The organism is Synechococcus sp. CBW1107 (assembly GCF_015841355.1).
GTDB lineage: Bacteria > Cyanobacteriota > Cyanobacteriia > PCC-6307 > Cyanobiaceae > Regnicoccus_A.
The window spans coordinates 526360-542983 of sequence record NZ_CP064908.1; the positions used below are offsets into that span (position 1 = coordinate 526360).

The window sequence follows — 16624 nt, forward strand, 5'->3', positions numbered from 1 at the left end:
GACGCGATCAAACTCACAAACAGGGGCGGAGTAGAACGCCATAAACGATTGAATCGGGTTGCTTCTAATCTTTGTTGATTCTGGACTTCAGCTTCTCCAGCTCTTCCCTGAGTTCATCAAGGTTCCGTCTGGAGTCGTCGAGCTCAAGACGCCTGCGCTCCTGCTCTTCTCCCTGATAGTCCCTGAGAGATTTGAACATCAATCCACCACCGCCGGCGATCATCACCACCATGGTCATCAGGCTCCACAGGCTGGTGATTCTGAAGCTGAACAGCAGGCTCTGCAGCACTCCCACTCCAACCGCCGCCGAGGACGCCAACAGAAGAAACCAGCCCACCTTTCTGAACGAATCAGCCAACAGAAGCGCCACCCCGATCCCGAAGGGAATCATCAGCAATCCAAATCCCTCCCCCGCGCCAAAGGACAACAGTCCACCGAAGGAGGACCCCATCCCTCCACCGAAACGTCGCCCCCAACCCATCCCATGGATGCCAGTGCCTACCATCACCTGATTGCTGAACAGGAAAATACCTGCTGAAAACAGAGCACCTCCAATGAGGAACAGGACGAAGTCCTGAACTGGCTTGCGAATCATCATGGATGGGTGTCTTCAGCAATCCTCAGCAGCAGTCTGGCAGATGCCAACAGATTCAGGAATTCGTGGATCACAGCATTGGAGCCAATCGCTGCAGAATATAAGTTCGTAGCTCTCCACGACTCAACAGCAACGGACTGGTTCAGGCCAGCCACGGTCCCTGATCCCGGTCAATGCGTGGTTGCCTGTCCGACAAACACATCGTCACCCGAGAACGAATCCGCCATCAGCCACCAGGGCTGCACCTGTAATGTTTGAGGCTTGCGATGAGCACAGGAACAGGACACTGTCGGCAATGTCCTGGGGCGTGAGAATCCCACCCTGTTCGGCGACGATTAGGTAGGCGGGTCCGCGCAACTACATAGGCGGGTCTCAAGACGCGACAACAGGGCTCCGATTCCGGTCTGGAGCGTTGTCATGCCCGCCCCTTTGTCGTTGCGGATCAAGGAGCGGTACATGGCCAAACGGGCCCAGGGCCTCAGCCAGCAGATCGCCGCTGATGGAGCCGGTATTTCGGTGCGTAGCGCCCAGCGCATCGATCGAGGAGACCATCAGCCCCAGAACCAGCCGCAGCGCGGGCGGAGTTGGCGCACCCGAGCTGATCCACTCGCCGCCGTATGGGAGAGCGTGTTGGTGCCGATGCTTGAGCAGGCGCCGCAGCTTGAACCTCAGACCCTGCTGCTCCATCTCGAGCAAAGCTTCCCTGGCCAGGAGTGGTATCGCCGCAAACGCACCCTGCAGCGGCGTGTTGAGCAGTGGCGGGCGCTGTACGGCCCGGCTCAGGAGGTGATGTTCCTGCAGGAGCACCGCGCCGGGGTGATGGGCATCTCCGATTTCACGTTGCTCAAGGGCGCACCCATCACCGTGGCTGGTGTGGTGCTTGAGCACCGGCTGTTCCACTTCCGTCTGCCGTTCTGTGGCTGGTGCCATGTGGAGGTGATCCACGGCGGTGAGAGCTTTGTCGCCCTGTCCGAGGCTCTGCAGAACGCCCTGGTCCTCTGCGGTGGCGTGCCGGCGGAACACCGCACCGACAGCCTCAGCGCCTGCTTTCGTAACCGCGACGGCAGCTACGCAGGCGACTACACCAGCCGCTACCGCGAGCTCTGCGCTCATCTCGGAGTGATCGCCACCCGCAACAACCGCGGCGTGGCCCATGAGAACGGCGCGATCGAGGGACCGCATCGGCATTGGAAGCATCGGCTGGAGCAGCAGCTGATTCAGCGCGGCAGCAGGGATTTCGAGACTGAGAGCGAGTACCGGCAGCTGGTGAGTCAGGTCACCACTACGTTCAACAGCCGTGCTGGCGTGCAGGGGAAGCTGGAGATCGAGCGGCTGCACCTGCAGCCGCTGCCGGTGCAGCGCTTTGCCGACTACGAGCCGCTGGTGGTGCGGGTGCGGAGCACCAGCACGATTGAGGTGCGCTCGGTCACCTACAGCGTTCCCTCACGGCTGATCGGCCATCAGCTGACGGTGCACCTGCACCATGACCGGCTGGATCTGTTCCTGCGCAGCCAGTTCGTTGAAACTCTGCCGCGGTTACATCGGCGAGCGGGAGAGAGCGGTCCACTGCGACGTATCGATTTCCGCCACGTGATCGAGAGCCTCCGGCGCAAGCCGCGGGCGCTGCTGCGGGCCCAGCTGCAGGCCGACATCCTTCCGGGCCCGAGGTGGCATCGGCTCTGGCGGCAGCTGCTGGCGGCCCTGCCGCCGGATGAGGCCGCCAAGGTCATGGTCGATGCCCTCCATGTCGCCGCCAAACAGGACGACCTCGCCGGGGTGGAGCGCTACCTGCGGCGTCAGCTGCGCAGCGGCGAGGTGAGCCTCACCGCTCTGCGCGATCACTACGGCCTGCGGCCCCCGAGGGGCCTGGCGGCCCTTCCCCAACTCGACATCCCCGAACACCAACTGAGCAGCTATGACGAACTCCTGGGTGGAGCCCCCGAGCAGGCCAGCACTGGAGAGTGCCCTGCCCTCACTCCTGAAACAGTTGAAATTGGCCCAGTTCCGCAGCCAGTGGCAGGCGGCCGAACAGCAGGCCATAGCCGATGGCTGGAGCCCGGCCAGCTACCTCTATGTGCTGGCCGAGCAGGAACACCAGCAGCGCCACCAGGCACGGCTGCGGCGGCTGTTGCATGAGGCCCAGCTGCCCTGGCCCAAAACCCTGGCCGACTACGACTGGAGCGCCATCCCCGATCTGGACCATCACCAGATTGAGCAGCTCGCCCACGACACCAGCTGGCTGGACCGCGCCGAGAACCTGCTGCTGTTCGGCCCCAGCGGGGTGGGCAAAACCCACCTGGCCTCAGGGATCTGTCGCAGCCTGATCGCCCTGGACCGCTCGGCGCGCTTCTTCTCGGGCACCACGCTGGTGCAGCACCTGCAGCAGGCCAAGGCCGACTACGCGCTGGCCAAGGCGCTCACCAAGCTCGATCGCTACGCCCTGCTGGTGATCGACGACATCGGCTACGTCCGTAAGGACGAGGCCGAGACCTCAGTGCTGTTTGAGCTGGTGATGCACCGCTACGAGCGCAGATCGCTGCTGGTGACCAGCAACCAGCCGTTCAGCGAGTGGGAGAACGTGTTCTCCACCAGCGCCATGACCGTGGCGGCGGTGGACCGGCTGGTGGACCACAGCACCATCGTTCAAATCAGTGGTGAGAGCTACCGCCGCAAGCGGGCCCGCCGTTCTGCGTCCTGACCAGGCGTCAATTACCCGCCAACCGACCCCAGACGCCAGCTGCCGGTGACGAGCTCCGCGCTGCCGGCGGACTGTGGGGTCCACCGGCCCGTGCGCTCCGCGGCAACAATCGGGCAGAAGCTGAGCAGGGGCACCGGCCAACCGGATTGACGCCGCCGGATGCCGATCAAGGAACCCCAGCCGTGCTCCGACTTCTCGACTGAGGGTGGCTCAGTTTTCGTGTCGCCTCCCCCCTGCCATGGCAGGGGGTGAGAAGGCGGGAGGAACCCGCCTAAGTAATTGACGCGAGCCGCCTACGTAGTTGACACCGGGCAGTCAGGCAACCGAGCCGATGTTGGCGATCGCGTCCCCGCCGCCACGGCGCATCGCGCCCACCTCCTCTCACAGGCAGAGGAACAGGCCGCGAACATTCGTGCCGAAGATGAGGTCGAAATCCGCAGCGGTGTAGTCGAGGATGCCTGCGCTCCTGTCGACCCCCGCACAGTTCGCCGCACAGTCGATCCGTCCATAGCGATCCAGCACTGCTCGCAGGCCGTCCATGACCTGGGCCTCGTCGCCAAGGTCGATCGGCAAGAACAAAAAGCGTATCCGTTCAGGGGGCGTGACAGCTCGCGGCGAACATCGGCCCTGCTGAACCCTTGACGACAGCTTGATTTCCGGTTGCATCTCAGGTAGAGACCCGCCTATGATGACCGCACATCCGGCTGGAATTCCAGAAGCCGACTGGCTGGAAACTCCCGCCAGCGTCAGAGCGCTGATCAACGCCCAGCAGCAGGAGATCGAGCTGTTGCGCGGCCAACTCACCTCCTTGGCCACCGAGTTGGCAAACCTGCGTGAGCGGATCGGACGCAGCTCTCGCAACTCATCCAAACCTCCCTCCAGTGATGGTCTGGGTTTTAAGCCGCCAGAACGGCGCAAGGGCAGTGGCCGCAAGCGGGGCGGCCAGCAGGGCCATCCCGGATCCGGACCAGAGCTGCTGTCGATCGAGCGGGTGGATCAGGTGGTGGATCACCACCCTGATGCCTGCCGCCGCTGTGGCACCTTGCTCCAGGGAGAGGATCTCGATCCCCTGCGCCATCAGGTGATCGAGATCCCGCCGATTACCCCGCTGGTGATCGAGCACCGGCTGCATCGCCTGGTCTGCCCCTGCTGTTCCACCAGCACCTGCGCCTCGTTGCCGGCGGATGTGGAGGCCAGTCACTACGGCCCAAGGCTCAGTGCACTGGTGGGCCTGCTGGGCAGTGCCTTTCCGTTGAGTTTCAGCAAGACCCAGGCCCTGCTCCAGCAGCTGGTAGGAGTGGAGATGAGCCGCGGCGCGATTGGACGGGTCCGCCAGCGCTTGAGTGCAGCACTGGAGCAGCCCATGCAGGAGGCCCTTGCTTTTGCCCGCGTGCAGCCGGTGGCCTACGTAGATGAAACTGGCGCCCCCACCGGCAATGCCGACGGCAACAATCCCACTGGAAAGCGGGGCTGGCAGTGGGTCATGGTCACCGCCGTGGTGACGGTATTTGTGCAAGGGCTGAGTCGATCGACGACCGCTGCCATCGAGCTGCTGGGGAACGCCTTTGGCGGGATTGTGGTGAGCGATCGCTTCTCGGCCTACAACCACCTGCCCACCAAGCAGCGCCAGCTGTGCTGGGCGCACCTGATCCGCGACCTGACGGCCATCGCCGAACGCCCGGGCGCCAGCGCTGAATTCGGAGCCCAGCTGCTGGGCCTGCAGCAGCAGCTGTTTGGCCACTGGCACCGCTACAAGGAGGGAAAGATTGACTGGCCCGCCTTGCAGCAAAGCTGCCGGCCGATCCGCCAGACCTTTGAGACCACGCTGCAGCGGGTAGTAGAGCTCGGCTACCAGCGCGGCGAGCGAACGCCTTGGGCCAGCACAGTGCGCACGTGCCAGCAGCTCCAGAAGGTGACAGGTGGGTTGTGGACCTTCCTGGAGAACGAGGGAATAGAGCCCACCAACAACGCCGCAGAACGTGCCCTGCGCCAATCGGTGATTCAGCGCAAGATCAGTCAAGGAGTCCAATCCCGCCAAGGTGCGATCTGCCGGAGCCGCCTGCTCACGGTCACCACTACCCTCAGGCAACAGGGGCGGGATGTCTGGGAGTTCCTGGAGCAGGCCTGGATCGCCCATCACCGCGATGGGGTGATGCCGTCACTGCTGAGCGATCCCTGAAGGCAGAAGAAAGGACAAGGAAGAGTCTCTGATCGCTCAGCGGTGAGCGATCAGGCTTGCATTCGTGCGGTGGGGCGTCCCGACCCCTGAACGCATACCAAAAAGCTTCCACCTTCAGCCTCCGCCAGGCGCTGCGATTCAGCCCCTTGTGCGGCATTCCGACCGCAGCCGATCACCGCTGCTCCCTCCCGTGCGAAAGCGAGTGCCACTCCCCGTCCGATGCCGGACGTCGCACCGGTGACGAAAGCGATCTTGCCTTCAAAGCGGCGGGAAGACATCGATCAAGTCCGTCCAGAGGGTGGTCTTCAAGGAAGCCCATGACGTCCGCCATTGAACGGTTGATCCGCACGAGCGTGCTGGCATCCTGACGTGATTCGCTCTATCCCAGAGCGCTCGGGCAAAAGTCTTATCATCGGCCGAGCACAGACGTTCAGCCACGTAACATCTCCGCGTTGTCTGCAGCCTCCTACTTGGCGTCGTCTTGTCGGATTGCCGATTCAATTTCGGCTCGCCAAAGGCTATAGGTGGCATCCGAGAAATGCACGCCATCAACGGTGTACCGGGTCAGAAGTAGTCCCCGTGGTGCGATGGTCGGATTCAAGTCGATGACGGGAATCCCTCTGGAACGAGCCAGCCGTTTAATGATCTGATTCGCGGGCGGGATGAACTGATTGGCCTCTGCTCGCGATGTGAACGGGATCAACGTGATGAACACCTGGGCCTTCGTCTGCTGCGCACGATCAAGCAGACTTGAATAATCCAACTCAAATTGTCTGGGATCAAACGTCTTGACTGAAAGAACGTCATTGGTTCCAGCAAGCATGAAGATTCGTTCTGGGGAGTATTGCTTGGCTTGCACAAGTTGATCTCCAATCTGTCGAACCGTGTATCCATCCTCAGCAAGATTGATGCTGCCCAGGGCAGCTCCCCAATGTCGCCCTGCTGACGTGATCGAGTCGCCGACATAGACAGAATGAATGCCGATCAGCCTTCCGCGCCAGCTCGTGACTATCTGCAGGGCTTCGTAGCGGACCTCTTCACTGCTGAGGGAGACCACGGCAAGGGGGAAGGCCAAAGTACAGACTGCGGCAACGGCAATACGGATGATGTTCTTGTGTTGAACCATGGTTCCCGCACTGAAGCCAAAGATCAGCGGCGGCGCAACACGGCCTCACCATCGCTGGGCCCACACCGGCGCAGAGGTTGGGTTTGGCTCGAAAAGCGCAAGATCCTCTTCAAAGAGTAGATCAGGGTTTTCACCATCCAGATCCCAGGCCTGGAGCGTCCCACCGCGTGTGGCCAGCAGAAGGTGTCCCTCCTGATCCCAGTCTGCCCACTGGACATGACTCAACGGCTGACTATCTTGATTTGTCTCCAGCCAGTAACTGACGCGCAGCCCGTCGACGGCCTGACCGATGCCAAACTCGCCCCCGGCCCAGCCGAGGCTCTCTGCACCGAGCAGGCGGTCTCCGCCAACCTGGCGTTCCAGATGCGGGCGTTCCTGGGGTGATCCCCGGCGTCATCCTGGGCTCGGCGGGGAGAGTCCTCGGTTTCCGTCCAGCCGCGTCGCCGTTCGTTGGCGAACTGAACCACGGGAATGGGGGCTAATCCATAAGGAATTGGCAACTGTCTGCCCTGCAAAATCTGATTGTCTTGATCTTCGGTGAAATAGAATCCGCGAGTCCAAGTCCCACACGTCCGAAGGGCGGCTAATGCCGTCAGCCACGGTAGCTTTGATACCGCCACGTAAGTTTCGCCGTACTCCCAGATAGCACTGGGTTTGTGTGCAAAGTAGCTCAGAAAACGACCATCCGGGGAGAGATCAGACCGTCGTGGAAAGATCCGGCCTCGAAACCATGCACCGGGTTCGTAACGTCTCTCTGCGAGATCCCAGCGGCCGACATGAGACCAGTTCGACGGTCCACGCCGAAACACAGCGATCACCGGCGCCTCTGTCGCCGGAATGCAGTAGATCCGAGGAGGGGGGATGTCCTTCATCGCCAACTTGTTTTTATCATCCAACAGCAAAGCTCACCAGCAGTCATTCCGCAGCGCTCCATGGGTACCGCTGAAACGTATTGTCAGCACATGTTTATGGACCCGTCACCTATTCATTAAGTATTCAGCAACAGCCTGATAGGCGGGCAATGAGGTTGGGTCAATCGTCGCGTTCCCAGCCGTGGGAAAAGACGCGAACCGCACGATGACCATGTCGGCAGTTGGATCCACGTAGATGGTTTGCCCATGAACACCACGTGCTGCAAAAGCGCCGTGCCTGTTATGAAGAACCCACCACATGCTACGGTAGCTTCCACCGGCAAGCGTTGCATAGCCAGCCTTGGCAAAGCCGGTCTTGTCGCCACCGGCCCGGATGTTCTCCGTCACTTCTTTCGGGAACAACCGTTGCCCATTGATCATGCCGCCGTTAAGCATGAGCAGCCCAAGACGCCCAAGGTCTCGCATGCCTGCACTGAGTCCGCCGCCGGCAAAAGGTGTCCCCTTGGCGTCCACGGTCATGTATCCATCCTGCTCCGCGCCCATTCGGCTCCAGATGCGCTCCGACAACAGCTGTGCAACATCCTTGCCCGTGACCCGCGACAGGATCCAACCAAGAGCGTCCGAGTTGATTGTCCTGTAGCCAAAAGCATCACCGTGTACGCCGTTCTGCTTGACAGTCTGGAGATACTCAAAGTAACCGTCAGGGCCCGCATAGTCCACTGGCTTCGGGAACGGGCTCGCTGCCTTTGAATAGACCCAGATATCCGCGTCTGGGTCAGAGTAGTCCTCGCTGTAATCGAGCGCCGTGGTCATGTCCATGACCTGACGCACGGTCGCGCTGCCGAATGCGCTGTCCTTCAGTTCTGGGATGATGGAAGACACCATTGCTCTTTCGTCGAGGCGCCCCTCGACCACGAGCATCTCGGCAAGGAGTCCTGTCATGGACTTGGTCATCGACATAGCGGCATGCTTGCCCATCTCGTCGAGACAGCCAGCATATTTCTCATAGACAATTCGATCTTTGTGGAGGATCAGAATGCCATCGGTAAAGTTTGCCGAAAGCGATTCCTTCCATGTCAAGGATTTTTCGCCACCCATAGGCGTGAAGGTCACGGCCTCAATACCGGCATCAATTGCGTAGGCGAGCGAAGTTAGCGAGCCGATGCCCCTGCTCACTTGCTTCGTGGGCATCAGTTCTCGAATGTGGCAGACCGTCCAACGCAACTTTGGGAAGCTAAAGAAATTGGATTCCGGCTGCATGATCAACTTCTCAGATGGAGAGGGAAATCCCTCCATCCAGCCCAACCGCGTGGGGTCAGAGTCCTCAGCATTCATGAATGAACTGGCTGGCGCATGGGCTTGCGCAACAAGGCTGAGCGTGGCCAGGAGATCTACGCCCAGCAAGAATGAAATTCGGATTAGACGTTTCATGCTGATACTGCCATGTGATTACTGGCATTCCTCTCATCAATCGATGCTAGCGCTCAGGATCAGAAGCGGGCCATGACTTTGGCATAGACAACACCATTCACTTCCGATTACTGAATCTTGATGGTGGGCCTCACCCATCGTTGAACTAGCGCGCGCGCCGGTCGTGCATGGCGACCCTGCCGTTGCGGAACGGCCTCGCCGAGATCAACTGAAGCGATCGCGTGCTGGGCAGCTCAGCCTCGTACAGCGTGGGCCGTGGCCGACGATCCTGGGATGGACGAGCAATTGATACTCGTCGATTAGATCCAGCTGGTTCAGCTCTGTCGCGAGCTTGCCGCTACCGAGGACGCCGCCTGGGGTCGCGTCCTCGAGCTTCTGTACGCCGGATCTCAGGTCGTCGGTGATGTGTTGGCTGTTGATCCATGGGAAGTCCTTTCGCGTCGAGGACACCACGTACTTAGGCTCGGTCTCCAGCTTTACCGCCTGTCAAGCGACATCCGCTTTTGGTCCTCCGGCGACACGAAAACTGGTCCACCTGATGGCTTGCTGATGGGGGCCTTACGGCTGCCCTTGGATCGGTGTTTCATCGGTGGGTGTCGTGTCGTTGTTGTTGGCTGCGGCATCTGTGCCGCTTGATCCGGGTTCCCCTTAGGCCTTCTCACCGGGCGGTGGTGGCCGTAGGCCAGCGCTGTCCGGTGAGGAGGAACCGCCCGCCTGCGGGCGGATCAGGCCGCTGCGCCGCTTCTCCCTGAGCCGGTAGCTGTCGCCCCGGATCGTCAGCACGTGGCTGTGGTGCAGCAGCCGGTCGAGGATCGCTGTGGCGACCACCTGATCGCCAAACACCTCGCCCCATTCCATGACGGGGCGGTTGGAGGTGATCAGCACGCTGCCGCGCTGGTAGCAGCGGGAGATCAGCTGGAAGAACAGGTACGCAGCGTTCGGCTCCAGCGGCAGGTAGCCCAGCTCATCGATGATCAGCAGCCGGGTTTTGGCGTACTGCGTCAGCCGGCCCTCCAGGGCGTGCTGCGCCTGGGCCTTGGCCAGGGCGCTGATCAGCTCCATGGCACCGACGTACTGGACGCTGTGACCGAGACGCACCGCCTCCCGGCCCAGCGCCACCGCCAGGTGGGTCTTGCCCACACCCGGCGGCCCGAGCAGCAGCAGGGTGTCGCCGTTGGCCACCCAGCGGCAGGTGGCCAACTCACGGATCTGGGCCGGGTCGATCGACGGCTGGGCCTCGAAATCGAACGCTTCCAGCGTGCGCACATAGGGGAAGCGCGCCAGCCGCAGCGCCATCTCCATCCGCAGCTGGTCTTTGCGTGCCACCTCGGCCGCGCACAGCCAGGCCAGGGCCTCGCGCAGGTTCATCTCCCGCCTTGCCGCTTCCTCCAGCAGCGCATCGAGGCGGTCGCGGATTGCTGGGAGCCGTAGGCGGGTGAGCATTGCCTCCAGCTCCTCGGTCGGTACCGGTGGTATCGCCGCTGTGGATCGGTTGCGTGGGTTGGTGGGACTCATGCCGCCACCTCCCCGATCAGCTCGGCATAAACCGCCAGAGGCCGGGCCAGTTCAGAGCTGCGGACCGGGCGCTGCTCCTGATCACGTCTTGCGTTGCCATCCCGCAGCGATCGCTCCGCCTCGCGCTGCTGCCGTTGCGGCAGCAGGCCCTCCCAATGGCCGTCGATCACCTGGCGGCTGCGGCTACCGGGCCGCTGGCGCCTGTGCTCAGCGACGATCCGGCCGCCGTGGCGGATCAGTACCTGTTGATCGCGCACCAGCACGCTCACCCGCTGACGGATCAGCGCCTGCGGCGCCGAGTACCAGTTCGCCTCCACCTCCACGCAGCAGTCGCTGTGCACGATCCGCACCAGCTCCCGCTCCGCCAGGAACGACGGCTTGGCCTCCAGCGGCTGCAACGCCTGGGCTTCTGCCCGCACAAACCGGTCCAGCGGCGCCTCGCCGGTGGTGCCGTGCACCCGCAGGTCGGCCACCTCGCGGGTCCAGCGCACCAGATGGGCCTCAAACTCCGCCCAGCTGCTGAACTCCCGCCCAGCGATGGCGTTCCTCTTGACGTACGCCACCCCACGCTCGTCCTTGCCTTTGGTTCTGGCCCGGTACGGCCGACAGGCACGGGGCTTGAACCCCCAGTAACGGGCGAACTCCTCCAGCCGCTCGGCAAAAACCAGGATGTTGCGCTCGGGATCGTGCTGGCTCACCAGCGCACGGGCGTTATCCACCAGCACCTCCTGCGGTACCCCGCCCCAGTGGCGGAAACCCTCCTCCAGGGCCTGGAGCCAGTGGTCCTGCTTCTCGCTGCGGAATGCCCGCACCAGCAGCCGGCGCGAGTACCCCAGGGTGAGCACCGCCAGGTGCACCCGCACCCGCTCGCCGCCAATGCTCACCAGGCACTGGCCAAAGTCTGCCTGCAGTTGCCGGCCCGGCGGGGTCTCAAACCGCACCGTCGCCAGGGCCGCGTTGCGCAGCTCCCGCCGCCACGGCTCCACGGCACGCTCCACTGTCCGCAGGCTCACCTCGATTCCCTTCTCACTGGCCAGCTCCTGCCGCACCACATCGGCATTGCCGCGGTGGGCCATAAACCGCTGCCGCAGCCACTCCCGTTGGCCATCGAGAACCGTGTTGCGGCAGGGCTTCCCGTAGGGCTGCCAGCCACCCTGCCGCAGGTACTTGCGCACCGTCTCCGGTGAACAGCCCAGTTCTTTAGCAATCCGCCTCCGGCCCCAACCTGCTGCCGATAGCCGTCGCATCGCCTCCACGTCCTGAGGGGTCTGCACAGCTGTCTCCAGAACCATCGGCTCCAGAGATGGCGCCCCTGCGCTGCCCTTGTCGTCCTGCCTGGCTCGCTCCACGGGGTGGACCAGTTTTCGTGTCGCCTCCGGACCAGTTTTCGCTGTCGCCTGACACCGCCCACTCGCGCATCGCCGGCTCTGCCTCCGTGTCGCCTCGGGCCACCGCTGGTCAGTAGATCTCCATCATCTCGTATAGGTGACACGGCCCCACAACATCGCCCCGCCTTCGTCCATGAGGCGTGTGAAGAAGGCGTGTGTCTCGTCGTCGACGATTCCTTCCTGGAGGTCGACATAACCGTCCAGTGTGACGTTGATACTGAAGATCAGGAGTCCCAAGATGTCCGGCCCAGATGTTGCCTCTGAGGCCTACCGCTCTTCATCACATACTCACAGGTGCTACCGCTGACGAGCATGGACCTGGAAGTGGGTCGAATGCATGATGCTGTTAGGCATTGCCTCTAAAATATCTAACCGCTAATCGAGATAAGGCTTCAACAAGCATGAAGGTTATCAAGACAAGTCCGATGATCAGCGGAAGTAGTGTCACTGAAGCGTGATTCGTGGCCGTGAGATCGTGCACGATTTAACCTGTGATAAAGCCTACTCTGGTTAACGCCATCACCAAGTAACCGCGACGGGTCATCTCTAGCCAAAAACGGAACCCGAACCCGGCAACGGCAAAAGAATTAGCCCCATTGACCTTTCGCTTGTCCGACGGATTCCGATCTGGGGGCTCGGCCGCGTCAACTTCGGGCTAACGATCAACATGACCGTCGATGTTCTTGTTCGCCGGTCTAGTTGATTTTCCTTGCTATATACACCCCATAGCCGAAGTACGTCTTGTACTTTTCGTAGAGTGCGATTTCTTTCTGCTCTACATCCGCTATCTCATGTGCTTCTTTGCTGTTCCCGTTGCGGCTCAAAAAATCACCTAGCCTCGCCTGGATGGGGCGGTAGTACTCGTCGAGCCAGCAGTGTTCTGGCAGCACGAAGTAGCCAACAGGAGAATAGCCATGCTTCTCCAGAACACCGATCTTTGCCGATGCCGTATTGATTTCTGGATACTCGCTATCCCAATATTGCTGAAGTTCCTCCGGTCGAGAGTCTGTCAGCCATGTAATCTCAGACGCAACCAGTAGACCTCCCGTTTTGAGGAAGCGTCGCCACTCAGCTACGCCCTTCTCGAATCCCATGTTGTAGATAGCTCCTTCCGACCAGATCACATCCAACTCCTCGTCGGCGAACGGCAGGTTCTCCATCGAGCATGGAAGTGTCGATATCATGTCAGCAACTCCCGAGTTCTTGGCTTCTTCATTCAAGACATCGAGCAAGTCCTGTAGGAAATCGACTGCCGTGATGTCGGACTTGTTCAAGAGTCGTGCAAGCAGGATTGTGGACGCGCCTGTTCCGCAACCGATATCTGCGACTTTCAGCGAGGCATCGCGGTCGATCATCGCGAGATTCAGAGCAAGCTCTGTCTCGGCATCACCCCCAGGGCCTTGTCGATGGCCTTGTTTATGCAGGTCGATCAGAAGAGTGTAGTCATCCATTGATTCATTTTCCTTTCATGGCGAACTTGTCATTGGACGGTTCCGAGAACCACCTGCCACCGTCTCCCGCATTCCGTGAACCACCTGTTCACTGCGATGCAGTCCGTAGGCCGGATCATCAGCTCACTCCTCCAGCAGGGCCTGCTCGATGCGCCGATCGGGGATGATCCAGATCAGGGCCACCAGCACATAGATCGCCTGGGCCAGCCACGCCGCCGCGAAGGCCGCCAGCACGGCCAGGGCATACAGCAACAGCGACAGGCGACCCTTCAGGTCGCGGCCGATGGCCTTGCGCAGCAGGGAGTTCTGGCCGTCGTTGCGGATGATCGCCTGCTGCAGGATCGAGTAGGCCACCGCGGCCAGCAGCAGGTTGAGGCCGTAGACCGCCGTGGGCACGGCGGCGTCGTGGTTTTCGCCGATCCAGCGCGTCGCGAAGGGAACCAGGGACAACCAGAAGAGCAGATGCAGATTGGCCCAGAGCACGCCACTGCTCACCCGCCGGCAGGCCTGCAGCAGATGGTGATGGTTGGTCCAGTAGATGCCGACATACACGAAACTCAGCACATAGCTGAAGAAGATCGGTGCCATGGACAGCAGTGCCCAGACACCTTCCCCTTCCGGGCTCCTGAGCTCCAGCACCATGATGGTGATGATGATCGCGAGCACCCCGTCACTGAACGCTTCGAGGCGTCCGCGACCCATGGCTGAGTTGCGGTTCACTCAGAACAACGACGAGCAGGTTCTGGTGGAGGTGAGTTTCATCAGCGACCACAGCGCGCCGTATTGAGCCTGGGTGAGCGACAGCTCGGTCTGCATGCGCTGGCCCATCGGTGTGCCCGGCGCCGCCGTGGCCCCCAGTTCGGTGTTGATCACCGCCAGACCCTGGCACATCTTGTCGATGTCGGGGTTGAGGTCAGTGCTGGCCCAGGCGGGCAGGCTCAGGCAGAGCAGGCTGATCACCAGGCCCGCTGGCCAGATCCGGCTGGTCATGAGGCTGGTTTGGCCAGGGGAAGGAGGCACTTGTCGGAATCGCAACCGGCAGGACCAGCTTCCATCAGTTCACCCTGGTCGTAACGCTGCAGCGCCTCGAAGAAATCAGCCGTGCGCCGGCGGGCCAGCACCTCCTGCTGCAGCCGGGTGTAGGTGGCCTGATCGATCGGCTCGAACGGCAGCCGCGGGAAGGTGGCATTGGCATCGAAGCGGGCCAGCAGCGCCGCCGAGATGTAGCCCTCGCCCTCATCGATCGCCTTGTAGATCGCTTCGGCCAGCGGCTCGATCTCGTTCTCGCGGAACTCCACCGTGGCGGAGGTGTTGTGGGCCGTGTAGTGCTTCTGCACCTGCATGTAGAAGTCGAACTGGGCCAGAGCCGAGAAGTTGTTGATCTCCACCGCATCAGCGCCGGGGATGTTCGCCCAGCTCACCTCGGTGGGGATCTCCACCAGCCATTCGCCGCAGCGTGGATCGAAGGGATCATCCAGCAGCCGTCCGTTCTCGTCCTTGTCCGACTGGCTGGGCACGATCGTGTAGCCGTAATCCATGCAGGCCAGCGCCACCGGATCGTTCTTGCGGAAGGTGATGCGGCGGATGAAGCGCTGCGCCTTGGGCGGATGCCAGCCGGGGCTGGCGCCGGTGAGCAGGCTCTTGGTGCCGGCCGGTTGCACGGTGGTGCAGCGGTTGGGGCGACGCAGGTTATGGCGGTCGCAGTAGTCCCACACCGCCTCGTTCACGATCTGCTTCCAGCGGCTCAGGTACTCGGCTTCCCGGGCTTTGAAGGCCAGGCCCTCCTCGGTTTCAGGTCGGCCCTGCTCCCACCAGCGCAGCCAGGGCGTGCCGAAGGCATGCACGAAGAAGTCGAACAGACCCGTGAAGCTCACCCCCACGATCGGATCCCAGGCCCGGCTCTGGCGGTAGCGCTCCACTTCGAAGTCGTGGTTGAGCAGGCAGGCCACCGCCAGCCCACCGGCCCTGAAGGCATCGGCCTGGGCCTGGTGATCCGCCGGATCGATCCGGTTCAGGTGGATTTCGGCCAGGTTGCAGTGGAAATCAGCGCCGAGGATCTCGCCGCAGGGATTCAGCCCGTAGCGCCCGAGCCGGTGCTCCAGCTCGGAGGCGCTGATCTCGGGGTGATGCAGTTGCAGCCAGCGGCCGGCCTCCTCGCGGCCCTGGTCCACGTAGATGTCGATGAACTCACCGCGCAGCTCAGGGGTGGGCAGCAGATCGGCATTGGAGCGGGCGATCGCTTCGGGGGCGAACTGGATCGCCCCTTCCCCGCTCTGGAACTGCTTGACCACCGCCTCGAGCACCACCTCCTTCGTGGGGCGGCTGTGGAACACCCGGGTGTGGTTGGCCATCCGCAGCGCATCGCGCTCGGGATCGATGCTCCAGTTGCCCTCAGCGTCCTGCTGCCAGAGGTTCTCCTTGGCGCCGGCGGCGGAGAGATCCTCGGCGGCGAACTGGCGCATGCCGGCGCTGCGGCGGATGTTGCCGGCCACGATCGTGACCGCCGCCTCATCGATCAGCAGGCAGCACTCCACCGAGGTGAGCCGGCGGCCGATGGCCTTGTTGAGGATCTGGGCCACGCGGCCGTAGAGGTCGCCCAGCTTGACAGGATTCGCCATGCCGCCGAAGCCCTTGAGCGTTTCACCCACCGGCCGCACATCGGAGAGATCCACGCTCACCCGGATCGGGCTGCCGGCCTCGAAGCGCTCGTCGCTGCAGAGTTCGAGCAGCAGCTGGTAGCTGTCGACCCAGCCGCGGCGGGTGTCACCCACCTTGATCGCCACCCGCTGCCCCTCCACCGTGTGGCTGGTGGCCTCCTGGCGCGCGCCGGCGGGGGTGAGGCCGATCGGCGTCACGCTCTCGATCACCAGCCGGTTGCGCACCAGCGGCAGGCGCTCGATCAGGTGCGGCTCGATGATGGCGCCGGTGCCGCAACCCATCATCGCCAGGTCCATCATCAGACCGAAGGCTTCCCAGTCGATCAGGTTGGTGGAGGTGCAGTTGTAGGCGCCGGAGAAATTGTGGCGCTGCTCGATCCAGGGGGTGCCGCCGATCCAGAGCCAGCGCCCCGAAGGCAGGGCCTGCTGGTGCTTCTGCATGCGCCGGATCAGCTCCACCTCCTGCGCATCGAGATGACCGAGCTGACGCAGCCCCTCGAGGTTGCGCTCGGAAACCTGGTGCCAGCTCTCGCGGCCGCCCGCGGTGCGGCGGGAATAGGTGCGGTAGAAGACCGGGTTCGCCGCCGGCGCGGTGGCCGGGAAATCGGGCTCCAGCAGGCCATGGGCACCGATCTGGCCGCCCTGGAGCCTCACGGCCTCAGCCTCCGGGCGCACCGTCCCGGCGGGATCGATCAGATCGGGACGCGCTGGG

At 62.5% G+C, this 16624-nt stretch carries 17 protein-coding genes and 1 pseudogene; 4 read left to right on the plus strand and 14 right to left on the minus strand.

The features are described 5' to 3' along the window. Window positions 1-64: 64 nt before the first annotated feature. Window positions 65-598, minus strand: coding sequence for a hypothetical protein (locus tag I1E95_RS02775; protein ID WP_231594817.1), 534 nt, complete (start codon window positions 596-598; stop codon window positions 65-67). Window positions 599-799: 201 nt separating this feature from the next. After that, a complete protein-coding gene (locus tag I1E95_RS17225) occupies window positions 800-952 on the minus strand; it encodes an SDR family oxidoreductase (RefSeq protein ID WP_197165286.1) in 153 nt (50 codons plus the stop codon). A gap of 99 nt (window positions 953-1051) precedes the next feature. Between I1E95_RS17225 and istA (I1E95_RS16745) the strand changes: the two are divergent. Beyond that, a pseudogene (istA, locus tag I1E95_RS16745) lies at window positions 1052-1888 on the plus strand (IS21 family transposase); the annotation flags it as partial. Window positions 1889-2510: 622 nt separating this feature from the next. Further along, window positions 2511-3293 carry an IS21-like element helper ATPase IstB gene (gene istB, locus I1E95_RS02785; protein WP_197165288.1) on the plus strand — a complete coding sequence of 261 codons (783 nt, stop codon included), beginning with the start codon at window positions 2511-2513 and terminating at the stop codon, window positions 3291-3293. Window positions 3294-3674: 381 nt separating this feature from the next. On the opposite strand, the gene I1E95_RS02790 is transcribed toward istB (I1E95_RS02785), so the two are convergent. Next, on the minus strand, window positions 3675-3872 hold the full coding sequence (locus I1E95_RS02790; protein WP_231594818.1) for an SDR family oxidoreductase: 198 nt from the start codon (window positions 3870-3872) through the stop codon (window positions 3675-3677). Window positions 3873-3978: 106 nt separating this feature from the next. On the opposite strand from I1E95_RS02790, the gene I1E95_RS02795 reads away from it, so the two are divergent. Then, window positions 3979-5472: an IS66 family transposase gene (locus tag I1E95_RS02795; RefSeq protein ID WP_231594537.1), complete on the plus strand. Its 1494-nt coding sequence runs from the start codon at window positions 3979-3981 to the stop codon at window positions 5470-5472. A gap of 50 nt (window positions 5473-5522) precedes the next feature. Here I1E95_RS02795 and I1E95_RS02800 read toward each other — a convergent pair whose 3' ends face one another. Both I1E95_RS02800 and I1E95_RS02805 read right to left on the minus strand, forming a co-directional pair. Further along, on the minus strand, window positions 5523-5750 hold the full coding sequence (locus tag I1E95_RS02800; protein ID WP_197165292.1) for an SDR family NAD(P)-dependent oxidoreductase: 228 nt from the start codon (window positions 5748-5750) through the stop codon (window positions 5523-5525). A 188-nt stretch (window positions 5751-5938) separates the two neighbouring features. Next, window positions 5939-6598 (minus strand): GDSL-type esterase/lipase family protein, encoded by a 660-nt coding sequence (locus I1E95_RS02805; RefSeq protein ID WP_197165294.1) that lies wholly within the window; start codon window positions 6596-6598, stop codon window positions 5939-5941. Window positions 6599-6814: 216 nt separating this feature from the next. Between I1E95_RS02805 and I1E95_RS02810 the strand changes: the two genes are divergently transcribed. Further along, on the plus strand, window positions 6815-6982 hold the full coding sequence (locus tag I1E95_RS02810) for a hypothetical protein (protein WP_197165296.1): 168 nt from the start codon (window positions 6815-6817) through the stop codon (window positions 6980-6982). Between the two features lie 593 nt (window positions 6983-7575). Here I1E95_RS02810 and I1E95_RS02815 read toward each other — a convergent pair. From I1E95_RS02815 to nrdJ, 9 genes are all read right to left on the minus strand, one after another. Then, complete coding sequence (locus I1E95_RS02815) at window positions 7576-8874, minus strand: serine hydrolase (RefSeq protein WP_231594819.1); 1299 nt, start codon at window positions 8872-8874, stop codon at window positions 7576-7578. A 231-nt stretch (window positions 8875-9105) separates the two neighbouring features. Next, window positions 9106-9354 carry a dihydrofolate reductase family protein gene (locus tag I1E95_RS17230; RefSeq protein WP_370594571.1) on the minus strand — a complete coding sequence of 83 codons (249 nt, stop codon included), beginning with the start codon at window positions 9352-9354 and terminating at the stop codon, window positions 9106-9108. Between the two features lie 195 nt (window positions 9355-9549). Next, complete coding sequence (gene istB, locus I1E95_RS02825) at window positions 9550-10416, minus strand: IS21-like element helper ATPase IstB (RefSeq protein WP_197163513.1); 867 nt, start codon at window positions 10414-10416, stop codon at window positions 9550-9552. Next, window positions 10413-11765 carry an IS21 family transposase gene (istA, locus tag I1E95_RS02830; protein ID WP_197163515.1) on the minus strand — a complete coding sequence of 451 codons (1353 nt, stop codon included), beginning with the start codon at window positions 11763-11765 and terminating at the stop codon, window positions 10413-10415. The genes istB (I1E95_RS02825) and istA (I1E95_RS02830) overlap by 4 nt, the downstream gene beginning before the upstream one ends. Window positions 11766-11888: 123 nt before the next feature. After that, entirely contained in the window at window positions 11889-12041 is a 153-nt protein-coding gene (locus I1E95_RS02835; protein WP_197165302.1) for a hypothetical protein, read from the minus strand. Window positions 12042-12499: 458 nt separating this feature from the next. Then, window positions 12500-13255, minus strand: a complete 756-nt coding sequence (locus tag I1E95_RS02840; RefSeq protein ID WP_197165304.1) for a class I SAM-dependent methyltransferase — start codon at window positions 13253-13255, stop codon at window positions 12500-12502. Window positions 13256-13378: 123 nt separating this feature from the next. After that, on the minus strand, window positions 13379-13957 hold the full coding sequence (locus tag I1E95_RS02845; protein ID WP_197165306.1) for a TMEM175 family protein: 579 nt from the start codon (window positions 13955-13957) through the stop codon (window positions 13379-13381). 18 nt (window positions 13958-13975) lie between these two features. Then, on the minus strand, window positions 13976-14245 hold the full coding sequence (locus tag I1E95_RS02850) for a hypothetical protein (RefSeq protein WP_197165308.1): 270 nt from the start codon (window positions 14243-14245) through the stop codon (window positions 13976-13978). Next, on the minus strand, window positions 14242-16566 hold the full coding sequence (gene nrdJ / locus I1E95_RS02855) for a ribonucleoside-triphosphate reductase, adenosylcobalamin-dependent (protein WP_231595026.1): 2325 nt from the start codon (window positions 16564-16566) through the stop codon (window positions 14242-14244). The genes I1E95_RS02850 and nrdJ overlap by 4 nt, the downstream gene beginning before the upstream one ends. Window positions 16567-16624 lie beyond the last annotated feature (58 nt).